Annotated in this window: 16 protein-coding genes; 5 read left to right on the forward strand and 11 right to left on the reverse strand. The window is 74.1% G+C overall.

Going from position 1 to position 18,913, the window contains the following annotated elements; all coding sequences use genetic code 11:
* Positions 1-222: 222 nt before the first annotated feature.
* A complete protein-coding gene (locus RM780_RS06570; RefSeq protein ID WP_311629563.1) occupies positions 223-759 on the reverse strand; it encodes a hypothetical protein in 537 nt (178 codons plus the stop codon).
* Positions 760-994: 235 nt separating this feature from the next.
* Between RM780_RS06570 and RM780_RS06575 the strand changes: the two genes are divergently transcribed.
* A complete protein-coding gene (locus RM780_RS06575; protein WP_311629564.1) occupies positions 995-1,528 on the forward strand; it encodes a DUF4142 domain-containing protein in 534 nt (177 codons plus the stop codon).
* Positions 1,529-1,833: 305 nt separating this feature from the next.
* On the opposite strand, the gene RM780_RS06580 is transcribed toward RM780_RS06575, so the two are convergent.
* From RM780_RS06580 to RM780_RS06605, 6 genes are all read right to left on the reverse strand, one after another.
* Positions 1,834-2,157: an STAS domain-containing protein gene (locus tag RM780_RS06580; RefSeq protein WP_311629565.1), complete on the reverse strand. Its 324-nt coding sequence runs from the start codon at positions 2,155-2,157 to the stop codon at positions 1,834-1,836.
* A 30-nt stretch (positions 2,158-2,187) separates the two neighbouring features.
* Complete coding sequence (locus RM780_RS06585; RefSeq protein WP_311629566.1) at positions 2,188-4,035, reverse strand: AGE family epimerase/isomerase; 1,848 nt, start codon at positions 4,033-4,035, stop codon at positions 2,188-2,190.
* Positions 4,032-4,658, reverse strand: coding sequence for a DJ-1/PfpI family protein (locus RM780_RS06590; protein ID WP_311629567.1), 627 nt, complete (start codon positions 4,656-4,658; stop codon positions 4,032-4,034). Before RM780_RS06590 ends, RM780_RS06585 begins: the two co-directional genes overlap by 4 nt.
* A gap of 158 nt (positions 4,659-4,816) precedes the next feature.
* Complete coding sequence (locus RM780_RS06595; protein ID WP_311629568.1) at positions 4,817-5,245, reverse strand: hypothetical protein; 429 nt, start codon at positions 5,243-5,245, stop codon at positions 4,817-4,819.
* Positions 5,246-5,294: 49 nt separating this feature from the next.
* On the reverse strand, positions 5,295-6,899 hold the full coding sequence (locus RM780_RS06600; RefSeq protein ID WP_311629569.1) for a thiamine pyrophosphate-binding protein: 1,605 nt from the start codon (positions 6,897-6,899) through the stop codon (positions 5,295-5,297).
* Between the two features lie 53 nt (positions 6,900-6,952).
* Positions 6,953-7,780 carry a type 1 glutamine amidotransferase domain-containing protein gene (locus RM780_RS06605; protein WP_311629570.1) on the reverse strand — a complete coding sequence of 276 codons (828 nt, stop codon included), beginning with the start codon at positions 7,778-7,780 and terminating at the stop codon, positions 6,953-6,955.
* A 304-nt stretch (positions 7,781-8,084) separates the two neighbouring features.
* Here RM780_RS06605 and RM780_RS06610 point away from each other — a divergent pair, with 304 nt between their 5' ends.
* From RM780_RS06610 to RM780_RS06620, 3 genes are read left to right on the forward strand one after another with little or no spacing between them, the layout of a single operon-like run.
* On the forward strand, positions 8,085-10,064 hold the full coding sequence (locus tag RM780_RS06610; RefSeq protein WP_311629571.1) for an alpha-1,4-glucan--maltose-1-phosphate maltosyltransferase: 1,980 nt from the start codon (positions 8,085-8,087) through the stop codon (positions 10,062-10,064).
* Positions 10,057-11,829 carry a maltose alpha-D-glucosyltransferase gene (gene treS, locus RM780_RS06615; protein ID WP_311629572.1) on the forward strand — a complete coding sequence of 591 codons (1,773 nt, stop codon included), beginning with the start codon at positions 10,057-10,059 and terminating at the stop codon, positions 11,827-11,829. Before RM780_RS06610 ends, treS begins: the two co-directional genes overlap by 8 nt.
* Positions 11,826-13,238, forward strand: coding sequence for a maltokinase N-terminal cap-like domain-containing protein (locus tag RM780_RS06620; protein WP_311629573.1), 1,413 nt, complete (start codon positions 11,826-11,828; stop codon positions 13,236-13,238). Before treS ends, RM780_RS06620 begins: the two co-directional genes overlap by 4 nt.
* Before the next feature lie 13 nt (positions 13,239-13,251).
* Here RM780_RS06620 and RM780_RS06625 read toward each other — a convergent pair whose 3' ends face one another.
* The 3 genes from RM780_RS06625 to RM780_RS06635 all read right to left on the reverse strand — a co-directional run bounded on the left by RM780_RS06625 (position 13,252) and on the right by RM780_RS06635 (position 16,585).
* The gene (locus RM780_RS06625; protein ID WP_311629574.1) at positions 13,252-13,911 is read right to left on the reverse strand and encodes a ScbR family autoregulator-binding transcription factor; all 660 of its coding nucleotides are present in this window, start codon (positions 13,909-13,911) and stop codon (positions 13,252-13,254) included.
* A 1,236-nt stretch (positions 13,912-15,147) separates the two neighbouring features.
* Positions 15,148-15,843, reverse strand: a complete 696-nt coding sequence (locus tag RM780_RS06630; RefSeq protein WP_311629575.1) for an EthD domain-containing protein — start codon at positions 15,841-15,843, stop codon at positions 15,148-15,150.
* Between the two features lie 424 nt (positions 15,844-16,267).
* Entirely contained in the window at positions 16,268-16,585 is a 318-nt protein-coding gene (locus RM780_RS06635; RefSeq protein WP_311629576.1) for a transposase, read from the reverse strand.
* A gap of 492 nt (positions 16,586-17,077) precedes the next feature.
* Here RM780_RS06635 and RM780_RS06640 point away from each other — a divergent pair, with 492 nt between their 5' ends.
* Entirely contained in the window at positions 17,078-18,253 is a 1,176-nt protein-coding gene (locus RM780_RS06640) for an IS701 family transposase (RefSeq protein ID WP_311629577.1), read from the forward strand.
* A gap of 142 nt (positions 18,254-18,395) precedes the next feature.
* Here the strand turns inward: RM780_RS06640 and RM780_RS06645 are convergent, their stop codons facing one another.
* Entirely contained in the window at positions 18,396-18,842 is a 447-nt protein-coding gene (locus RM780_RS06645) for a winged helix-turn-helix transcriptional regulator (protein WP_311629578.1), read from the reverse strand.
* Positions 18,843-18,913 lie beyond the last annotated feature (71 nt).

An 18,913-nucleotide genomic window follows, 5' to 3' on the forward strand; every position in this document is an offset into this window, starting at 1 on the left:
GACGGGGCGGGGCGCCGGGCCGGCTCCGGTCCTCCGGGTGTGGCCCGGCGGCGGGTCCCCGAGCAGGCCGCGGCCCGGCCGTCGGTCCCGGCCGTTCGTGCCCGGGCCGGCCCCGGTCGTTCGCGTCCGCGTTCCGTCGGGCCGTTCGCTCCCGGCCCGGCCCGGCCCGGCCCGGCGCGGGGGCGGAGGCGGGCCGCGTGTGGCGCGGGCCGCCCGGCGGGGCTATGTGCGGCCGGCCGGGCGGGGGTTGGGTTCGGGGCTGAGGCGGGAGAGGAGCTGGTCGCGGTGGAGGCCGGCGACGGGGGCCGTCAGGTCGGGGTGGCGCAGGAGCGCGGCGGCCCGCCGGTCGCGTTCGGCGGGCAGGGTGAGGCGGCTGAACTCCGCCGAGCCCGCCGCCGCGTGCTCCGTCCCGGCCACCGCCGCGACCGCCCGCGCGGCCAGCTCCGGGGAGCTCAGGAGGCAGGCCGCCCAGCTCGCCAGGGCCTCGTCCACCCAGGTGCGCCAGGCGAACTCCTGGCCCCGCGGCAGCACGGTGTCCGCGCCCACCGTCCAGTCGAGGCGGGCCGAGCCCCCGGGCCCGGCCATCGTCACCAGCGCGGCGTCCAGCGAGGTCGGGTACCGCAGCCAGGCGGCGACCGTCACGGCCTGCCGCGCCTGGATCTCGGCCAGCGCCTCGTCCAGGGTGCTGCCGGCGGCCGGGTAGGCCCGCAGCAGCCACCGGGTGGTGGCCGCTATCACGGGCGTGAGTTCGGCGCACATGGACGTCGCCTCCTGTCCATTGTGCGAAAGGGAGTCGGACGCGGAGCGCCAGACAGCGTACTCCTCGGTAGCTCCGGCGTGCGGTGACCCCCGTCACCTCGGCATCGCCGCAGGTCGGGGGCGTGCGGGTCACTGGAATGGCGGCGTCCGGTGTGCGGGCGGGGCGCCGGGCGCCAACAGTGGCATTCGGGGGACGCAAGTCGCGTTTCCCGCAAGCTTCAGAACGGAGAGTGCCGTGACTCCCGCCCGAATGGCCGCGACCGCGCTGGCCGCCCTGTTCCTCGTCGGACTCCAGGCCGGGCCCTCCGACGCCGCCCCCGCCGTCGTCACCGCGGCCGACCAGACCTTCCTGATCTCCGCCCACGAGGGCAACCTCGCCGAGATCGCCGCCGGCGAGGACGCCGGGCTGAACGCGACCACCGCGTGCGTCAAGGACGTCGGCGCCTCGCTGGTGGAGGACCACACGCGGCTGGACGACGCGCTGACCGCGCTCGCCGGGCGGCTGGGCGTGCCGCTGCCGGACGCGCCGACGCCGGAGCAGGAGCAGCAGCTCGCCGCGATCCGCGAGCACGCCGGGACCGCGGCCTACGACCGGGCCTGGCTGGCGGCGCAGGCCGCCGCGCACGAGGAGACGCTCGCGCTCATCGACCGCGAGCTGGACACCGGGAACAACACGGAGGTCAGGGCGGCGGCCCGGGACGCGCGCCCGGTGGTGGAGACGCACCTGGAGCGCGTCCGGGGCGGCGAGTGCCACCCGGCGCCGGCCTGACGGCCGTCGCCGGTCCGGCCCCCTTGCCGGGGGCCGTGCCCCCGGCCTGCCCCGGCGTCTCCGGGGCCGTGCCCCGGTTTCCTCCGGTGCCTCCGGCCTTGGGCGGGGGCGTGCCGCGGGTCTTCCTGCGGTGTCTCCGGCCCCGGGCCGTGCACCCGGGCCTGCCCCGGCCTGCCGGGCCCGTGCCCCCGGGCTCCCTCGGTCCGGGGGGACGGGCGGCGGGCGGTGCGGCCGGGGGAGACCGCCGTTTCGCGGCGACGCGTCCCCGCCGGGCCGGGGCGCGGCGGGGACGTGGCGGGATGGGGTCAGCGGGGGGCGGCGGCGGTGACGACCGTCATGGACTGGGTGAGGCCGCTGCGCTCCAGGGCGCCGCGCAGGTGCTCCGAGGCGCCCTCGATCACCATCTCGGCCGTCGCCGGCAGGTGCTGCTGGGCGAACGCCAGGCAGCGCAGCGCCGCGGGCACCATCTCCTCCAGGTCGTACAGGTCCACCACCAGGCGGCGGGGCGAGCGCCCCACGGCCTGCTCCACCAGGCCGCGCAGGGTGCGGACGTCCGCGTCGGTCAGCCGGCCGGAGAGGTGCAGCACGGCGGAGCTGCCCGAGAGGCCGACGGAGGCGTCGAACGGCATGGGACTTTCCCTTCTTCGTGAGGAATCGTGTCAGGCGTCGCGCGGGGGCGCGGGCCGGACGGTGGCCTTCACCAGCAGGGGCTGGGAGGACTCGGGCAGCCGGACGGTCAGCTCCGCGGCGTCGAAGTCCGCGTAGGGCGCGCCGTCCACCGTGACCGAGTCCAGCGTCAGCGTCCCGTGCGGGAAGACGTCGGGGGCCACCCGCAGCAGCCCGCCGGGGTAGGAGGCGCCGGGTTCGGGGCGGAAGTACAGGTCCAGCGGCTCGCGGTGCACCAGCAGACGGGTGTACACCTCGGCGAGGTAGCACAGCTCCGCCTTGTGGTACATGGCCATCGCGTGGCTGCCCTTCAGCCGCTCGTTGCCGACCAGGTACGGGATGCCCTGGGCGAGCACGGTGAAGAAGACGCCGCCCTCGTCGTGGTCGAGGAAGAAGGCGTTGTAGAACGCCGCCGACTCCCGCGCGTGCCGCAGGTAGTCGTCCTCGCCGGTGTGCCCGGCCAGGATCAGGTAGGCGAGGATCGCCTGCTCCTGCTGCCACCACGTCTTGCGGTCGTGCCAGACGAAGGAGTGCCGGCCGCGGTCCGCGACCCGCTCCAGCAGGTCGTACCAGCCGCCCCGCTGCCGGTCCAGGCCGACCCCGGGCATGGACTTGCCCAGCTCCTCGGCCAGCGCCAGGTACTCGCGCTTGGGCAGGGCCCCCTGCATCCGGATCAGGTTCCAGGCGATCTTCAGGTTGTGCCCGATCACCGCCCGGTTCTGCTGCCAGCCCCAGCCGTGGTCCGGCGTCCAGTCGGCGTGGAAGCGCTCCCGGACGAAGGGGCTGTCCTGCGGCGACCGCTCCGGCATGTGCGTGACGATCATGTCGAAGGTGTGCTCCAGCATCCTGCGGTACCGCTCCTCGCCCGTGGCGAGGTAGAGGTTGAACAGGTAGGCCGGCGCGTGGTCGCCGATGGAGTTCCAGTTCTTGCGGGACCGGTTGGGGCCCAGGCTCTCCTCGTGGGGGCTGAGCGTCACCGGGTCGATGTGCGAGTAGTAGCCGCCCAGCCGGGTGTCGCGGAAGAACCGGTCGAAGAGGCGGACCGTGCCCTCGATGTCGGCCAGGATCTCCGGGGAGCCGGTCAGCCGGTAGGTCTGCACCAGGCCCACCAGGGCGTAGATCTGCTCGTAGGCCGGGATCGCCCGGTAGTCGTCCCCGAACTCCGAGGCGAACAGCTTGTGTTCGCGCCCGCCCACCAGCTCGGTGCCGTGGTACCAGTACACGACGTCCTCGGCCGGGTCCACGAACCGCATGTGGTCGTGGAGGTAGCGGGAGCCGCGCTCGGCCACGGTCAGCGCCCGCTCGTCCCCCGTCAGCAGGAACGTGCTGGCCATCCCGTACACCATCCGGGAGATGGTGTCCGTCTCCTGCACCTGCCGGACGGACTTCTCGCCGCTGTTGCGCAGGTCGGTGCGGTAGTTGCCGAAGTCGATCTCCCCCTCCCCGAACTGGGCCCGGGTGTAGAACGCCGCGAGCTGGCGCAGCTGGTCGGTCCACCAGCCGGGGCGCTCGGCCGGCCAGGCCCCGTCGGGACCGGTGACGAACACCAGGTGGGAGGCCTGGAGCCAGGGCCCGGCGTCCTCCGCGTAGACCGGGCCGTAGCAGAAGAGGAACGCCCCGGGCACCAGCAGGTCGTGCAGGCGGCCGGTGACGTCCTCGTAGGGCTCCCCGAGGTTGCGCAGCCGCTGCCCCGAGGTCGTGGCCGTCAGGTGCACGGTCACCAGCCCGTCGGCGAGGGTGCGCAACGTCACGGCCTCGCCCCGGCGTTCCACCACGTAGCCCGCGGTGGTGTCCGACCAGGAGGAGAACGGCGCGGGCGACGCGGGGGCCGGCGCCGTCACGACGCCCCGTCCGCGGCGGCCAGGGCCGGAACCGGGTCCAGCAGCTCGATCACGGAGCGGGCCAGCAGGTGGCACTCGGCGACGGTGCGGCCGGTGACCAGGTCCCCGTCCACCACCACGTCCTGGTTGGTGTAGACGGCGCCCATGTTCCGCACGTCGCCCACCAGGTTGTTGTGGCAGGTCACCTCCCGGCCGCGGACCAGCTCGGGGGCGGCCGACAGCAGCAGCAGGCCGTGGCAGGAGAAGCCCTTGATCAGGTTGGGCAGCCGGAAGGCGCGGCGCATCAGCTCCACGGCGGGCGCCAGCTGCTCGACGTCCTCGCTGTAGCGCAGCCGGTCCGCGACCTGCCCGGAGGGCACGATCAGGGCGGAGAGGCGGGAGAGCTCGGTGTAGTCCAGGGCCTCCAGGTCCTCGCTCACGGTCATCGGGGCGCGCTGCTCGGCGCCGGCGAAGGTCAGCGAGGGCCGGCCCCACAGGCGGGTGAGGAGCACCACCTCGGCGCCCTCCTCGGCGAAGCGCCGCTGGTAGTAGGAGATCTCCTCCTCGACGAAGTCGTTCTCCATCAGCAGCCCGATGCGCTTGCCCTCCAGGCGGCCGGGCGCGGGCGACGGCTGGGTAGTCATCGTGATCATTCCTCCGGGTCGGTGGGACCGGGTCGTCGGTCGTGAGCGTTGAAGCGTGGTGAGGGTGGTGAGGGTGGTGAGCGTCGGGGAGGACCGGGAAAAGGAGGCGCCGGGTGCCGGGGCCGGCCGGGACGCGGGGTCCCGGCCGGCCCCGGCCGTCAGGCGCCGAGCAGCGCCGCCGCGCGGGTGGCGGGGGCGGTGGCGGAGGGGTGCACGGAGATGGTGCGGATGCGCGGGCCCCCCTCCTGCCGCACCACCCACCACTCCTGCCGCACCGGGGCGGCGCCCGGCTCGGCCGTCGTGGTCACCATCACCTGGGCGTGCACCGGCGAGGGCAGGCTCACCCGGATCTCGGCCAGGTCCACCGCCTCGCCGGCCAGCGGCAGGTGGCGGCCGGAGGCGTACCAGCGGCGGAAGTCCTCGATGCCGCGCAGCACGCCCGTGGGCAGGTCCAGGCGCAGCCCGTTGGCGAGGTGCGGGGTGAGCTGCTCGACGGGGACGCGGTTGGTGATCGCCCGGTGCCAGCGGCGCACCAGCGCCTCGGCGCCTTCGGCGGAGAGCCTGGGGCGGGTCGCGAAGAGGTTCACGGGATGTCCTTTCTCCCGGCGCGCCTGCGGGGCAGGGCGTGCGGGCGGGTCAGGAGACGGCCAGATCGATCAGGTACGGCCCGTCGTGGGCCCACATCGCCTCGACGGCGGCCTCCACCTCGTCGGGCTTGTCCACCCGGCGGCCGGGGACGCCCAGGGAGGCGGCCAGCTCGGTGAAGCCGATCTCGGGGCGGGTGAGGTCGAACGCCGCGGGCGGGTCGTGCGGGGTGATTCCCAGCTCCCGCCAGTACTGCTCGATGTTCAGGTCGAGCAGCCGGTAGCGGCCGTTGTTGCAGATGACGAACTTGGCGGCGACGCCCTCCCGGGCGGCGGTCCACAGCGCCTGGAAGGTGTACATGCTGCCGCCGTCCCCGGTGAAGCCGATCACCGGCAGCTCGGGGTGGGCCAGCTTGATGCCGATGGCGCCGGGGATGCCCACGCCCAGCGAGCCGCCGCGGGTCTGGAAGAACCGGCCGGGCACGCGCGGCGGGAGGTGGCGGGCCAGCGGCCCGGAGGCGGTCAGCGCCTCGTCGAAGACCACCAGGTCGGCCGGGGAGCGCTCGGCGACGGCCCGGACGAACCGGTCCATCAGCGAGTCGTCGGCGGCCGGGGCGGCCGTTCCCGCGCGGGCGGCCTCCAGGCCCGGGCGCGGCGTGCGCGGGCCCAGCGCGTCGGCGAGGCCGGCCAGGGCGAGCCTGGGATCGGCCACGATGCCGAGGTCCACGGGGAAGTTCTTCGCGATCTCGTAGGCGTCCAGATCGATGTGGACGATCCGGGCGTCGGAGCTGAACGGGCTGGTGAGGGACGGGAAGACCTCGGGGAAGACGTAGGTCCCCACGATCAGCACGCCGTCCGCGTCCCCCACCACCCGGGCGCTGTCCGCGCCGAACATGTGGCCCAGCTGTCCGCCGAACAGCGGGTGCAGGGCGTCGAAGTTGACCTCCGAGGAGTTGACGCCCCACACAGGCGCGCCCAGGCGTTCCGCGACCGCGGTCAGCTCCTGCTGCGCCCCGCTGACGGCCACCCCGTCGCCCATGAGGATCAGGGGGCGGCGGGCCGAGGACAGCAGCCGCGCCGCCTCCCGCAGCGACTCGGCCGAGGGCGCCACCCGCGTGTCGGGGATGCTGGTGGGCACCGCCGGCTCGGAGGTCTCCTGGTCGAGCACGTCGGCGGGCACCACGACCATCACCGGGCCGCGCGGCGGGGTCATGGCGATCTTCACGGCCCGGCGCAGCACCCGCAGGGTGGAGGCGGGGTCCACCACGCGGGTGGCGTACTTGACGACCGGCTCGGCCATGGCGACCAGGTCGGCCGCCATCTGGCCGTCCATCGCGTCGTACTTGACGCCCGCCTCGCCCACCAGGACGACCAGCGGCGAGCCGCCGCGCTTGGCCTGGTACAGCATGCCGATGCCGTTGCCCAGGCCGACGCCGCTGTGCAGCTGCACCAGGGCCGGGCGCTGGGAGGCGCGGGCATATCCGTCGGCGATGCCGACCGCGGCCGCCTCCTGCAGGGCCAGGACGTAGGAGAGCCGGGAATTCGTCGCCTCGTCGAGAAAGCCCTGCTCGACGGTTCCCGGATTGCCGAACATGTAGGTGATGCCGTCCGCCGCGAACTGCTCGAATATGGCGGCTCTTCCCGGCCTGGCTCGCATGATTGTCCTTTTCCGGATTCCCGCGGGAATCCTCGTCGGAGGGGCGGCCGGTCTTACCAGCCGTAGCGGCGCAGGCCGCTTTCCAGAACGCGGACCAGCAGTTCACCGGAGAGGATGGAGTCCGGCGTGGAACGCGCGGTCACGAAGGGGTAGTCGACGATGACGGACGTTTCCCGCCCGACGTTGCCGTGGAAGGCGCCCTCGGGGCCGGTCGCGTCGCGCAGGATGTACTCCAGCGGGTACGGCGGCGGGCCCATGTTGAACTCGACGCCCAGGAAGCCGGTGCCGTCCTTGTAGTCGTACTCCTTGGGGTGGCCCGTGACGTGCTTGCCCCACAGCAGGCTGGAGCGGTCCTCCCAGTCGCGGGCGAACGCCAGCACGGCCACGCCGTAGCACTCCGCGAGGATCGGCTTGTCGGCCTTGACGAAGGCCAGCACGACCTCGTGCAGCCGCTCGTTGTTGGCCAGGTCCACGATGGGGCCGCTGCCGCCGACGATGGTCAGGGCGTCGAACCCGGAGACCAGGTCGGTCGTGGCCGCCTCCAGGCGGCTGTGGTAGTCCTCCAGCTCCCGCAGGTGGTTGAGGGCGCTGTAGTAGGGGCGCTCGGGGATGAGCGCCTCCAGGCTGACCGGGTTGTCCAGCCGGCTGGACTCGTCCAGCGCGGCGGCCCGGCGGGCCATGTCGCGGGTGGTGACCGACCGGCCCAGGGGCGGGTCGATGTACTCCGCGTCCAGGCTCGGCGGCAGCGCGTGAGGCCGCTTGCCGGTCGGGGTCATGAAGGTGATCTGGTAGCCCTGCTTGTCGAACTCCTCGACCGGGCCGACGAGTTCCTCGCCCCAGTACCCGAATTCCGAGAGAACCACGAGGATGCGCTTGGACATCGATGTCTCCTGACTGCTGCGCTTCGCTGCCGCACGCCGCAGGACCGGCGATTCCCGGGCCGCCCGGCGTGGTGAGTACGGTTGAAGTACAGCCCGCGGCAATCCACCCGGCAAAGCGATCCGGGGCTACGCGCCCGCACTTGTCCAACTTGACGCAATGCGGCGCCCGGCCGGCCCCGCCGGACTTTCCCCCGCCCCCCGCACTTCGCCGAGTTGACGAAGTGAGCCCCTTCCGCGACGACTCCAGCATGAAAGGGCCCCGCGCCTCGCACTATCAGCGGGAAGCCTCGGAAGGGGGTAGAAAATGAGTGGACGCCTGGTCATATCCGACCTGGCACCGGTCGTCAGCGGGGGATGCCACCCCGCGAAGGCCGTCATCGGAGAGCACATTCCCGTCGGCGCCACCATCTGGCGCGAGGGCCACGAGGCCCTGTCCGCGCACGTGGTGTGGCGCCCCGCCGCTCCGCCCGGCGCAGCGCCGGACGCCGAGCCCGTCACCGTTCCCATGATCCTGGTCAACCCGGGTCTCGACCGCTGGGAGGCGCACGTCGTCCCGGACCGGGAGGGCCTGTGGACCTACCAGGTCGTGGCCTGGTCCGACCCCTGGACCAGCTGGCGGCGCGCGGTGGAGGCCAAGGCCGCCGCCCGCGTTCCCGAAGAGCTGCTGGCCAACGACCTGGAGAGCGGCGCCCGCCTGCTGGACCGCCTGGCCGCCGCCACCGGCGACCCGGCCGCGGCCCGCGCCGCCGCCCGGCTGCGCGCGGCGCACCTGCCGCTCGTCGAGCGGCTGGCCGGCGCGCGCGCCCCGGAGACCGACGCCCTGGCCCGCGCGCACCCGCTGCGCGAACTCGTCACCGAGGGGCCCGTGCACGAGGTGTGGGCCGACCGCACCCGCGCCCTGTTCGGCTCCTGGTACGAGCTGTTCCCCCGCTCCACCGGCGGCGTCGACGACGCCGGCAATCCGGTGCACGGCACCTTCGCCACCGCCGCCGCCGACCTGCCGCGCGTCGCCGCCATGGGGTTCGACGTGGTCTACGTGCCGCCGGTCCACCCCATCGGCCGCACCCACCGCAAGGGCAGGAACAACGCCCTGACCGCGGAACCCGGGGACGTCGGCTCGCCGTGGGCCATCGGCTCCGAGGACGGCGGCCACGACGCCGTCCACCCGGACCTGGGCACCGTGGAGGACTTCGAGGACTTCGTGCGCGCCGCCCGGGACAACGACCTGGAGATAGCGCTCGACCTGGCCCTCCAGTGCTCGCCCGACCACCCCTGGGCCAGCGAGCACCCCGAGTGGTTCACCCGGCAGCCCGACGGCAGCATCGCCTACGCCGAGAACCCGCCCAAGCGGTACGAGGACATCTACCCGCTGAACTTCGACAACGACCCCGGGGGGCTGAGCGCCGAGGTCCTGCGTATCGTGCTGTTCTGGGTGGAGCGCGGCGTGCGGATCTTCCGCGTGGACAACCCGCACACCAAGCCGCCGGGCCTGTGGCTCGACCTGATCCGCCGGGTCAAGGAGAGCCACCCCGACGTGCTCTTCCTCGCCGAGGCGTTCACCCGCCCGGCCGTCCTCCAGGGCCTGGCCAAGGCCGGGTTCACCCAGTCCTACACCTACTTCACCTGGCGCACCGGCAAGGCCGAACTGACCGACTACGCGCGGGAGCTGGCCGAGGGCGCCGACTTCCTGCGCCCCAACCTCTTCGTCAACACGCCCGACATCCTGCCCGAGCACCTCCAGCACGGCGGCCCCGCCATGTTCGCCCTGCGCGCCGCGCTCGCCGCCACCCTCTCCCCGACCTGGGGGGTCTACTCCGGCTACGAGCTGTACGAGCACCGCGCCGTCCGCGAGGGCAGCGAGGAGTACCTGGACTCCGAGAAGTACCAGCTACGGCCCCGGGACTGGGCGGCGGCCGAGGCCGGCGGGCGTTCGCTCGCCCCCTGGCTGACGCGGCTGAACGCCGCGCGCCGCGCCCACCCCGCCCTCCAGCAGCTGCGCCGCATCCAGTTCCTGGAGGTGGACAACGACGCGCTGCTGGCCTACGTCAAGACCGACCCCGCCACCGGCGAGGCCGTGCTGTGCCTGGTCACCCTCAACGCCGCCGGCGTCGAGGAGGGCACCGTCCTGGGCGCGCCCGCCGCGATGGGCGCCGGCGAGGGCGAGACGCTGGCCCTGGCCGACGCGCTGGGCGGGGGCGACGTCCTCGTCGGTCCCCGGGCGCACGTCAAGATCGACCCGCGCGAGGCCGTGGCCCGCGTCCTGGTGAGGCGGGGCCATGAGTGAGCGCGTCGCCAGGGGCATCATCCTGGAACCCGAGGCGGCCGACTTCGAGGCCGCCAGACCCGCGCCGGTCGAGCCCGGCTGGTACAAGCGGGCCGTCTTCTACGAGGTGCTGGTCCGCGCCTTCCACGACAGCGACGGCGACGGCATCGGCGACCTGCGCGGGCTGACCGCCCGCCTGGACCACCTCACCTGGCTGGGCGTGGACTGCCTGTGGCTGCCGCCGTTCTACGCCTCGCCGCTGCGGGACGGCGGCTACGACATCAGCGACTACCGCTCGGTGCTGCCGGAGTTCGGCACCATCGACGACTTCATCGCGCTGCTGGACGCGGCCCACGCCCGCGGCATCCGGGTCATCACCGACATGGTGATGAACCACACCTCCGACGAGCACCCGTGGTTCCAGGACTCCCGCCGCAACCCCGACGGCCCCTACGGGGACTTCTACGTGTGGGCCGACGACGACAGCGCCTACCGGGACGCCCGGATCATCTTCGTGGACACCGAGCGCTCCAACTGGACCCACGACCCGGTGCGCGGCCAGTACTACTGGCACCGGTTCTTCTCCCACCAGCCCGACCTCAACTACGAGAACCCCCGGGTGCAGGACGCCATGCTGGACGCCCTGCGCTTCTGGCTGGACCTGGGCATCGACGGCTTCCGCCTGGACGCCGTGCCCTACCTCTTCGAGGAGGAGGGCACCGACTGCGAGAACCTGCCGGCCACCCACGCCTTCCTCAAGGCGGTCCGCAAGACCGTGGACGACGAGTACCCCGGCCGGGTCCTGCTGGCCGAGGCCAACCAGTGGCCGCAGGACGCGGTGGCCTACTTCGGCGACCCGGGCCTGGACGGCGACGAGTGCCACATGGCGTTCCACTTCCCGCTGATGCCGCGGATCTTCATGGGGCTGCGGCAGGAGAGCGGCGTGCCGATCGCCGAGGTGCTGGCCACCACGCCCCGCATCCCGGCGGACGGCCAGTGGGGCATCTTCCTGCGCAACCACGACGAGCTGAGTCTGGAGATGGTCACCGACGACGAACGCGCCTACATGTACGAGCAGTACGCGCCGCACCCGCGGATGCGGGCCAACGTCGGCATCCGCCGCCGCCTGGCCCCCCTGCTGGACAACGACCGCGGGCAGGTCGAGCTGGCCACCGCGCTGCTGCTCTCCCTGCCGGGCTCCCCGATCCTCTACTACGGCGACGAGATCGGCATGGGCGACAACATCTGGCTCGCGGACCGGGACGCGGTGCGCACCCCGATGCAGTGGTCCTCCGGGCCCAACGCCGGGTTCTCCACCGCCTCGCCCGAGCTGCTGTACCTGCCCGTGGTCACCAGCCCCGGGCACGCCCCGCAGGAGGTGAACGTCGAGGCGCAGTACGCCGACCCCGGCTCGCTGCTGCACTGGACGCGGCGGATGCTGGGCCTGCGGCGCGCGCACCCGGCGTTCGGCGAGGGCTCCTTCGAGCCGCTGCACTCACCCGACCCGGCGGTGCTGGCGTTCCTCCGGGACCACGCGGGCACCGACGGGGAACGCGACCGGGTGCTGTGCGTCTACAACCTGGCCACGAGCCCGCGCTCCGTCTCCCTCGACGTGCCGGACGCGGCCGGCGGAAGGCTGACCCTGCTCACCGGGCCCGAGGGCGCGGGCGCCGAGCCGGCCGTGGGCCCGGACGGCGCGGTCCGCATCGAGCTGGCCGCGCGCGGCGTGGGCTGGTTCTCCCTCGGCGGCGGGTCCGCCGACGGGTCCGAGCGGGGCACGTCGTGAGCGGGGCCGAGGGGGTGCCGGCCGGGGCCGTGCTGGCCACGCCCGGCGTGGCCGCCGCGCTGGGCGCCTGGATGGCCGGGCAACGCTGGTACGCCGGCGCCGGCCCGGCAAGCGCGACCGTCCTGGCGACGCGGGAGTTCGCCCCGGGCGGTGACGGCCGGGCGGCCGGCGTGCTGGCCCTGGCCGGGACCGGCGCCGGGGGCGGCGACTACCTGCTGCCGCTGGGCGTCGGCCCCGAGGCCGAACGACCGGCCGGGGCCCCGGCCCTGGCCGTCGCGGACGGCGCCGTCGTCTGGGACGCGCTGGCCGACCCCCGGCTGACCACCGCCCTGGTGCGGCGGATCACGGCCGGTGAGGACGGCGGCGGCCTGCGGTACTGGCCCGGGCCGAGCCCCGCCTCCCCGCCCGCCGGGGAGGCGGCGATGTCCGTCAGGCCGCTGGGCGTGGAGCAGACCAACAGCTCGGTCGTGGTGGCCGGGCGGTACCTGCTGAAGGTCTTCCGCAGGCCCGCGCCGGGCCCCGGACGGGACCTGACGCTGCACCGGGCGCTGGCGGAGGCGGGCAGCGCGTACGTCCCGCCGCTGCTCGGCGCCGCCTCGGACGCCGGGGACGGCACCACCTACGCCACCCTTCAGCGCTACCTGCCGGACGCCGCCGACGGGTGGGGTCTCGCGCTCCGGGCCGCGGGGGCCTTCGTGCGCGGCGGCCCCGCCGTGCCCTTCCCCGCCCGCGGCCTGGGCGTGGCCGTGGCAGCGGTGCACCGGGACCTCGCGGCGGCCGGCGGGCGCAGCGCGCCGGGCCGGGAGGACCTGCGGCGGCTGGCCGAGGGCTTCGTGCGCCGCCTGGAGAGGGCGGTGGCCGACGCCCCGGCTCTGGAGCGCCATGTGCCGTGGCTGCGGGCGGGGTTCGCGGCCGTCACCCGGCGGGCGACGGCCGGGGCCCGTCCCTCGCAGTGGATCCACGGCGACCTGCACCTGGGCCAGACCCTTCGGTCCGGGGCCGGGTGGCTGCTCCTCGACTTCGAGGGAGAGCCACTGGCCACGCCCGAGGAGCGCGACCGCCCGGACTCGCCGCTGCGGGACCTGGCCGGAATGCTGCGGTCCTTCGACTACGCGGCCCACCACGGGCTCGCCGCCGCGCCGGACGGACCGGCGGGGCGGCGGGCTCTGGCCCGGGCGGCGCGGTGGGCGGAGCTGACGCGCCGGGCGTTCCTCGACGGGTACGCCGCCGCGGCGGGCCGGCTCGGGGCGGCGGACCGGCGGCTGCTGGACGCCTACGTGCTCGACAAGGCCGTCTACGAGGTGGCCTACGAGACGCGGCACCGGCCCGGCTGGGCCTGGCTGCCGCTGGCCGCGCTGGACCGCGCGGCGGCCGGGCCACCGCCCGGCGCCGAGCGGACCGCGGCCTGAGGGCGGGCCCCGCTCAGCGCACACCGACCTCCTTGCCGCGGCCGTTGCCGCGCACCGCGGCGAGGAGGTCGTCGCTGCCCTGGGGGGAGAGCCGCGGCAGCACCCGATCGGCCACCATGCCGGGCAGCACCGTCCGCCACCAGGTGGCCAGCCGCTCCCCGATGTCCGCGCGGCGGCTGAGCACCTGGGAGAGGAGCTGCACGCCCGTCAGGGAGCCGACCACCAGGTGCGCCAGGGCGTCGGGGTCGGCCGCGCCGTCCAGCTCGCCGGCCTTCCCGGCCTGCACCAGGTGGGTGCGGCAGACGCCCAGCCACCACAGGTAGAGGCTGGGGTCCTCGGGGCCCATGGCGCCCTGCTCCACCGTCAGGCGGAAGCTGGCGCGCAGCACCGGGTCGGCGCGCAGCAGGCGGGCCACGCCCTGGGTGATGTCGATGACGGTCTGCGTGTGCAGGCCGGTGTTGGTCAGCACCAGCGCCCGCTTCTGCTCCTCCATCACCCCCCGGGCCAGGGCTTCCTTCGAGGGGAAGTGGAAATACAGGGCGCCCTTGGTCACATTGGCGGCCCGCAGGATGTCCGCGATGCTTGCTGAAGCGAATCCGTGGTGGTCAAACACGGCCGCCGCGGCTTCCAATACCCGGCGTCTTGTTCGCAGGGCGCGTTGTTGCACGGTCACAGGATCCTCCCCCGTCGTGTGCCACGCATGTCAACGGCCAGGGGTCCCTGCCCGTTGGGTCCCATTGCCTGGGATGCATATTAGCAACAAGAACCTACCGGCCAGTATCGGCGTGTTCATCAGGAAAAGCGGAGATAAAACAGCCCTTCCTTGCCGGCGGGCGAATGCGGATGACGTTTCCGCGGAGTTGTCCGGCGGCGGAACGCCTGCCGCGCGGCGGTCGCGCTCGGGGCGGCCCCGGGGCCGCGGCCCCGTGCCTCTGCGCCCGTCGCGGGCCCCGGCGAGACGGCCGCGGGACCGGCTCGTGGGGCGGCGGGGCACGGCGCGTTCGGCGGGCCTCCGGCGCTTCGCCGGGGGAAAACGCTGCGGGCCGCGGAGCGCGTAAAGCGGGGGCCCGGGACCGGGCCGGCAAGAGGGTTTTTCGGGGAGCGAACGGCCGGGCGTTCGCGGGGATTCCGGCGGAATCCCGCCGTCCATTTCCCGGGGCCACGCGATAATGCGCCCGGCCGGCCCGCCGGGCGAGCCGCCCGCGCTTGGCCCCCACCGCGCCGGAAGGCGCGGCGGCCGGACGGGAACGGCCCGGAACGGGCCGCGCGCACCCGGGAATTCCGCCACCGGCCGACGATTTCGCGCCGCCTTTCGCACGCACCCCCGCCGGGATACTTCTCCGCGGGCCCTCCGGGAGCCGCCCTCTCGCCGCACCGGCGGCAACGCCGGCGGAGGGCGTTGAGCCGGCCTCGCGGACGAAGGCCGCGGCGGCCCTCACGCCGCGGCCACGAGAGCGCCCGCCCACGGCGTCGGCCGTCCTGCGCGGACGAGGCTCCAGCGGCCAAGCTCGCCGCTGCGGCAACGCCCGCCCGGGGCGTCGGCCCGCTGCCGCGGGGGAGGCCGTGAGTCGGTCACCCCGCCGCGGGCCACGGGAGCGGCGACGTGCCGGAGCCCCGGTGCTCCGCCGTCGGCTGGCGGCGGGGCACCGGGGCCCGGCTGCGCGGCGCGCGGACCGGTCGCGCGCGGCGCTCGCAGGAGGTGCGAGGGGCCGGTGCACGCCCCAGGGCGCACGATCCTGCCGTCGTGCGCCGGGGGCGCCGGGACGCGCGGTCCCGGGGTCGCGCCCCGCCCGATGGCGGTGGAGCGCCCGCGGATCGCCCGTCGCGTCCCGCAGGCCCGAGGGGGGTGCCCCCGGGCCCCGGGCCCGGGGGAGGGCCGCACCGGCTCCTCGTGGCCGGAATCGGGCGGTTACCGCGCCCGGGGACCGATCACCCAGTGCTGGCGGACCGGGAGGACGTGCAGGTACTGCTCGTTGAGGAAGTTCTTGTAGTCGTCCTGGACGGCGGCCTGCTGTGCCGAGCGCTCGGCGTGCCGCAGGCTCTCCAGGCCGTCGAACCACACGTGGTAGGCCGCGTCGAACGGCGGCTCGCTGATGCCGTACCAGGAGTCGCGGGTGTAGGACTGGTAGTAGCGGCGCAGGCCCGGAAGCTGCGCGACGAGCGGGGCGTGCGTCTGCCGGCTGTGGCGGCGGAACTCCTCGACGCTCATCCCCTCCCGGCGCTTGGCCAGCAGCACCAGCTTGATGCCGGGCTGCACGGTGTCCTCGGGCACGCCGGGGACCACGACCTCCGTGTCGGTGTCCAGCACCACCGTGCGCCAGAACGCCGCCCAGCGCGGCTCGTCGATGCGGGCGCCCTCCAGGAACTCGGGCGTCTGGAGCGAGGCGAGCTGCTCCTCCTCGTTCTCCAGCCAGATCTCCGCGATCCCGCTCCACAGCGGCTCGCCCCGGTCGTCGGGCCGGGCGATGCGGGTGTCGATGGCGTAGCGCCTGATCTGGGGGATCTTGCTCGCGTAGTGGACGGCGTGCACGTCCAGCCAGTACCGCTGGAACTCCTCCTCCGTCATGCCCGGCTTGGGGGCCGCGAAGATGAGCTGGTGGATCATGTCTCCTCCTTGCTGAGGTCCCGGCCGGGACTCAGATCGGGTGACGGGCCCGGGTGAGGGGCCGCGGCGGGACCGCACCGGAGGGGAATGCCGGCTTTCCCCGCGTCGGGAAAGGCCCGTCCCGCCCCTTCGGGCGGGAAATCCCCCATGCCCGGCCTCTTCCCGGATGCCGCTTCCGCGCGGTTATTCCGGGACGTGGCGGGCCCGTCCTCCGCTTTCTTCACGGTCCCTCCCCGGGCTGATTCCGCGGCGCGATGCCGGACTTGACGCCGGGACCGGCTGGCGGGCTTGTGCCCGCCGCGGTCCGATGCCATGAGTAAACCTGCCGTCCATCCCCCGGAACAGCGAACGGCGGAATTCCGCGGACGTTCGTCCAACTTGACGCAGTGTCCGCGGAATTACGCCCTTGCCTTGCCTTGCCGTGCTACGCGGCGGGCGGCGTGCAGCAGCCGGCCGCCGCGTCGTCCTGCCGCTGCCAGCGCAGCTTCAGGTGGGCCTCGCCCAGCGCGATCTTCAGCCGCTCGATCTCCCGGCGCAGCTCCCGCACATCGCAGGGGTGCTCGCGCAGCTCACCCGCGAGGCCGGCCCGGCCGCCCTCGATGAACTGCTTCTTCCACATGCTGATCGTCTGGCCGGACACCCCGTGCCGGCGGGCCTCCTCGGCCGCCGACGTCCGGCCGGAGAGGACACTGAGGATGATCTGCACCTTGGCTTCGACCGGCATCGCGGGTGCACGGGCCATGTCGTCTCCTTCCGCAGCGAGTTCCGTTGCCACGCGGCCGGCCCCCGGCCGCCGTCCCCGCGCCCGGGGAGCCGGGAACGCGGGGTGCCCGGCCGGCGGGCGCCACGATCGTGCCGCCCCCATGATCGCGGCACGGCGGGCCACCCGAGCCGGTGCCCCCCCCGCTCCGGGCGTTCGCGCCCGCAGCGCGGGCCCTTCACCGCCGCCGAACGCCCGAATCGGGCGGCGATGCCCGTGAATTGCTCTGCCGCAATGTTAAAGCAAGGTAAAATTTGGACCTTCGTGCGGTTTTCTTCCGTGTGCTTCTCGGGGCCGGCGCTCCGGTTCGCGTCAAACGCCGGACCCGGGGTCGGAAATCCCAAGTATCCGGCCCGCATGACTTGTTGGGACGAGATTCAGCAACTACGTTAGGTCCTGCTTGCCCGTCACCCTACGCACTGTGAAACATGAGGCTGGACCACGACCGAGCGAGCACCCGGGGGTGTTCACGCCATGCTTGCGAATGATGTCGTTCCGAGAATCGCCCGCGATCCCATCGCCTCGTACGCCGGGGAGGTGTTCTGCGGGCTCCCACGCGTTGACCAGCGAAGGTGGGCGGAGGTCTATCTCAGGGGTCTTCTGTCCGTCGAGGGAAAGAAATCGGTGCGTAAAATTGCTGAGAATATTCTGGCGATGCCGGCCCATCAGTCACTCCAGCAGTTCATCAATCAGAGTCCGTGGCGGTGGGCGCCCGTCCGCGCCCTCCTCGCCCGTTACGTCCAGTCGGTGGCCCCGCCCCAGGCGTGGGTCCTCAGCCGGGTGGTCATACCCAAGCGGGGCGACCGCTCCGTGGGGGTGGAGCGGCAGTTCCTCCCCGAGGCCGGCCGGATGGTGAACTGCCAGATCGGCCTCGCGGTCTCCCTGGTCACGCCAGCCTCCAGCCTCCCGGTCAACTGGCGCATCCTGCTGCCCAAGTCCTGGGAGGGCCAGCGCATCAGGAAGGCGGCCCACATCCCCGACCACGTCGAGCCCCGCCCCGAGTGGCTGGAGGCCGCCGGGATGCTGGAGGAGATGTCGGAACGCTGGGGGCTGATGCGCGTCCCCGTGGTGGCCAGCGCCCGGCAGACGGGGAACGGCACGGCCCTGCTGCGCGAACTCGCCGCCCGCGACCTGCCGTTCCTGGTGGAGGTCGCCGAGCCGCCGGAGCCCGCGGCGGTCCCGCACGCCCCGCGCTCCCGCTCCCGCTTCGCCCGCGGCCCGCTGGAGAAGGTCATCACGGCCCGGGAGTACTTACACGCCCTGACCGGCCACCGGCACCACGCGGTGCCCGTGGCCTCGCCCGCGGCCAGGCGTTCGTTCGTCCGCTCCTCGCTCACCAAGATCCCGGCGGCCAACGGCGCCCCGCCCAAGGCGGCCCGGTTGCTCACCGAGATCGCGCCCGGGGGTCAGGCCGTCCGCTTCTGGGTCACCAACCTCATGGACCACCGCATCGACGACCTCATGGCCCTGGCCCGCCTGGAGCCGCGCAGCCGTGAGGACATGCAGAAGCTGGAGCAGAACTTCGGCCTGCGGGACTTCGAGGGCCGCTCCTTCCGCGGCTGGCACCACCACATGACCATGGTGTCGGCCGCCTACGTCTTCGCCACCGTCGGCTGGGACGCCCTCGCCTCCTGCGCCTGCTGCTCCTGACGCCCGCCCCTCACCGCCGCGCCGCCGCACGGCGCCGCGGGCCCGCGCTCCGCACGGCGGGCCCCCGGCGCCGGGCGGGTCACCCGGCCGCTCGGGCTCCGCCCGGCTCGCCCGCGTCAGGCGGGCCTGGCGGGAGGCCCGTTCACCCCGCCGCCCACGCGGGGTCCGCGTGGCGGGCCCTGAGGGACCCCTCCGCCACCTCCGCGCGGCAGTGGGCGCAGACGGTCACGGGCAGCAGGTCGTTCCCGCAGTCGTGCTCGAAGATGACCGGGGGCTCGTGGCCCAGGTGTTTGTCTCCCCAGGCCATCAGGGTCAGCAGCACCGGGCGCAGCTCGCGCCCGGCCTGGGTCAGCCGGTACTCGTAGCGCTCGGGGCGGTCCTGGTAGAGGACGCGTTCGAGGACGCCCCGCTCGACCAGGCGGCGCAGCCGCGCCGCCAGCACGTCGCGCGGGGCGCCCACGTTCCGCGCGATGGCGTCGAAGCGGCGCACGCCGAGAAAGACCTCCCGGAGCACGAGGACGGAGTACTTCTCGCCGATCACGCCCAGGGTGCCGGCGATCGAGCAGGGTCGCTGCGTCTTGCTGGCCATGGCCTCCACCTTAGATCACCTCGCGGGTGCGGGTTTGCTCTTCAAACCCACCCGGCTATAGTGGGCACGCG

It is taken from the genome of Streptomyces boetiae, from assembly GCF_031845405.1.
GTDB lineage: Bacteria > Actinomycetota > Actinomycetes > Streptomycetales > Streptomycetaceae > Streptomyces > Streptomyces boetiae.

Coding starts and splice junctions, on each gene's coding strand:
- RM780_RS06645 (WP_311629578.1), bottom strand. CDS start 18,842: ATGGCCAGCAAGACGCAGCGACCCTGCTCGATCGCCGGCACCCTGGGC.
- RM780_RS06635 (WP_311629576.1), bottom strand. CDS start 16,585: ATGGCCCGTGCACCCGCGATGCCGGTCGAAGCCAAGGTGCAGATCATC.
- treS (WP_311629572.1), top strand. CDS start 10,057: ATGAGTGAGCGCGTCGCCAGGGGCATCATCCTGGAACCCGAGGCGGCC.
- RM780_RS06630 (WP_311629575.1), bottom strand. CDS start 15,843: ATGATCCACCAGCTCATCTTCGCGGCCCCCAAGCCGGGCATGACGGAG.
- RM780_RS06640 (WP_311629577.1), top strand. CDS start 17,078: ATGCTTGCGAATGATGTCGTTCCGAGAATCGCCCGCGATCCCATCGCC.
- RM780_RS06580 (WP_311629565.1), bottom strand. CDS start 2,157: ATGCCGTTCGACGCCTCCGTCGGCCTCTCGGGCAGCTCCGCCGTGCTG.
- RM780_RS06590 (WP_311629567.1), bottom strand. CDS start 4,658: ATGACTACCCAGCCGTCGCCCGCGCCCGGCCGCCTGGAGGGCAAGCGC.
- RM780_RS06570 (WP_311629563.1), bottom strand. CDS start 759: ATGTGCGCCGAACTCACGCCCGTGATAGCGGCCACCACCCGGTGGCTG.
- RM780_RS06610 (WP_311629571.1), top strand. CDS start 8,085: ATGAGTGGACGCCTGGTCATATCCGACCTGGCACCGGTCGTCAGCGGG.
- RM780_RS06600 (WP_311629569.1), bottom strand. CDS start 6,899: ATGCGAGCCAGGCCGGGAAGAGCCGCCATATTCGAGCAGTTCGCGGCG.
- RM780_RS06605 (WP_311629570.1), bottom strand. CDS start 7,780: ATGTCCAAGCGCATCCTCGTGGTTCTCTCGGAATTCGGGTACTGGGGC.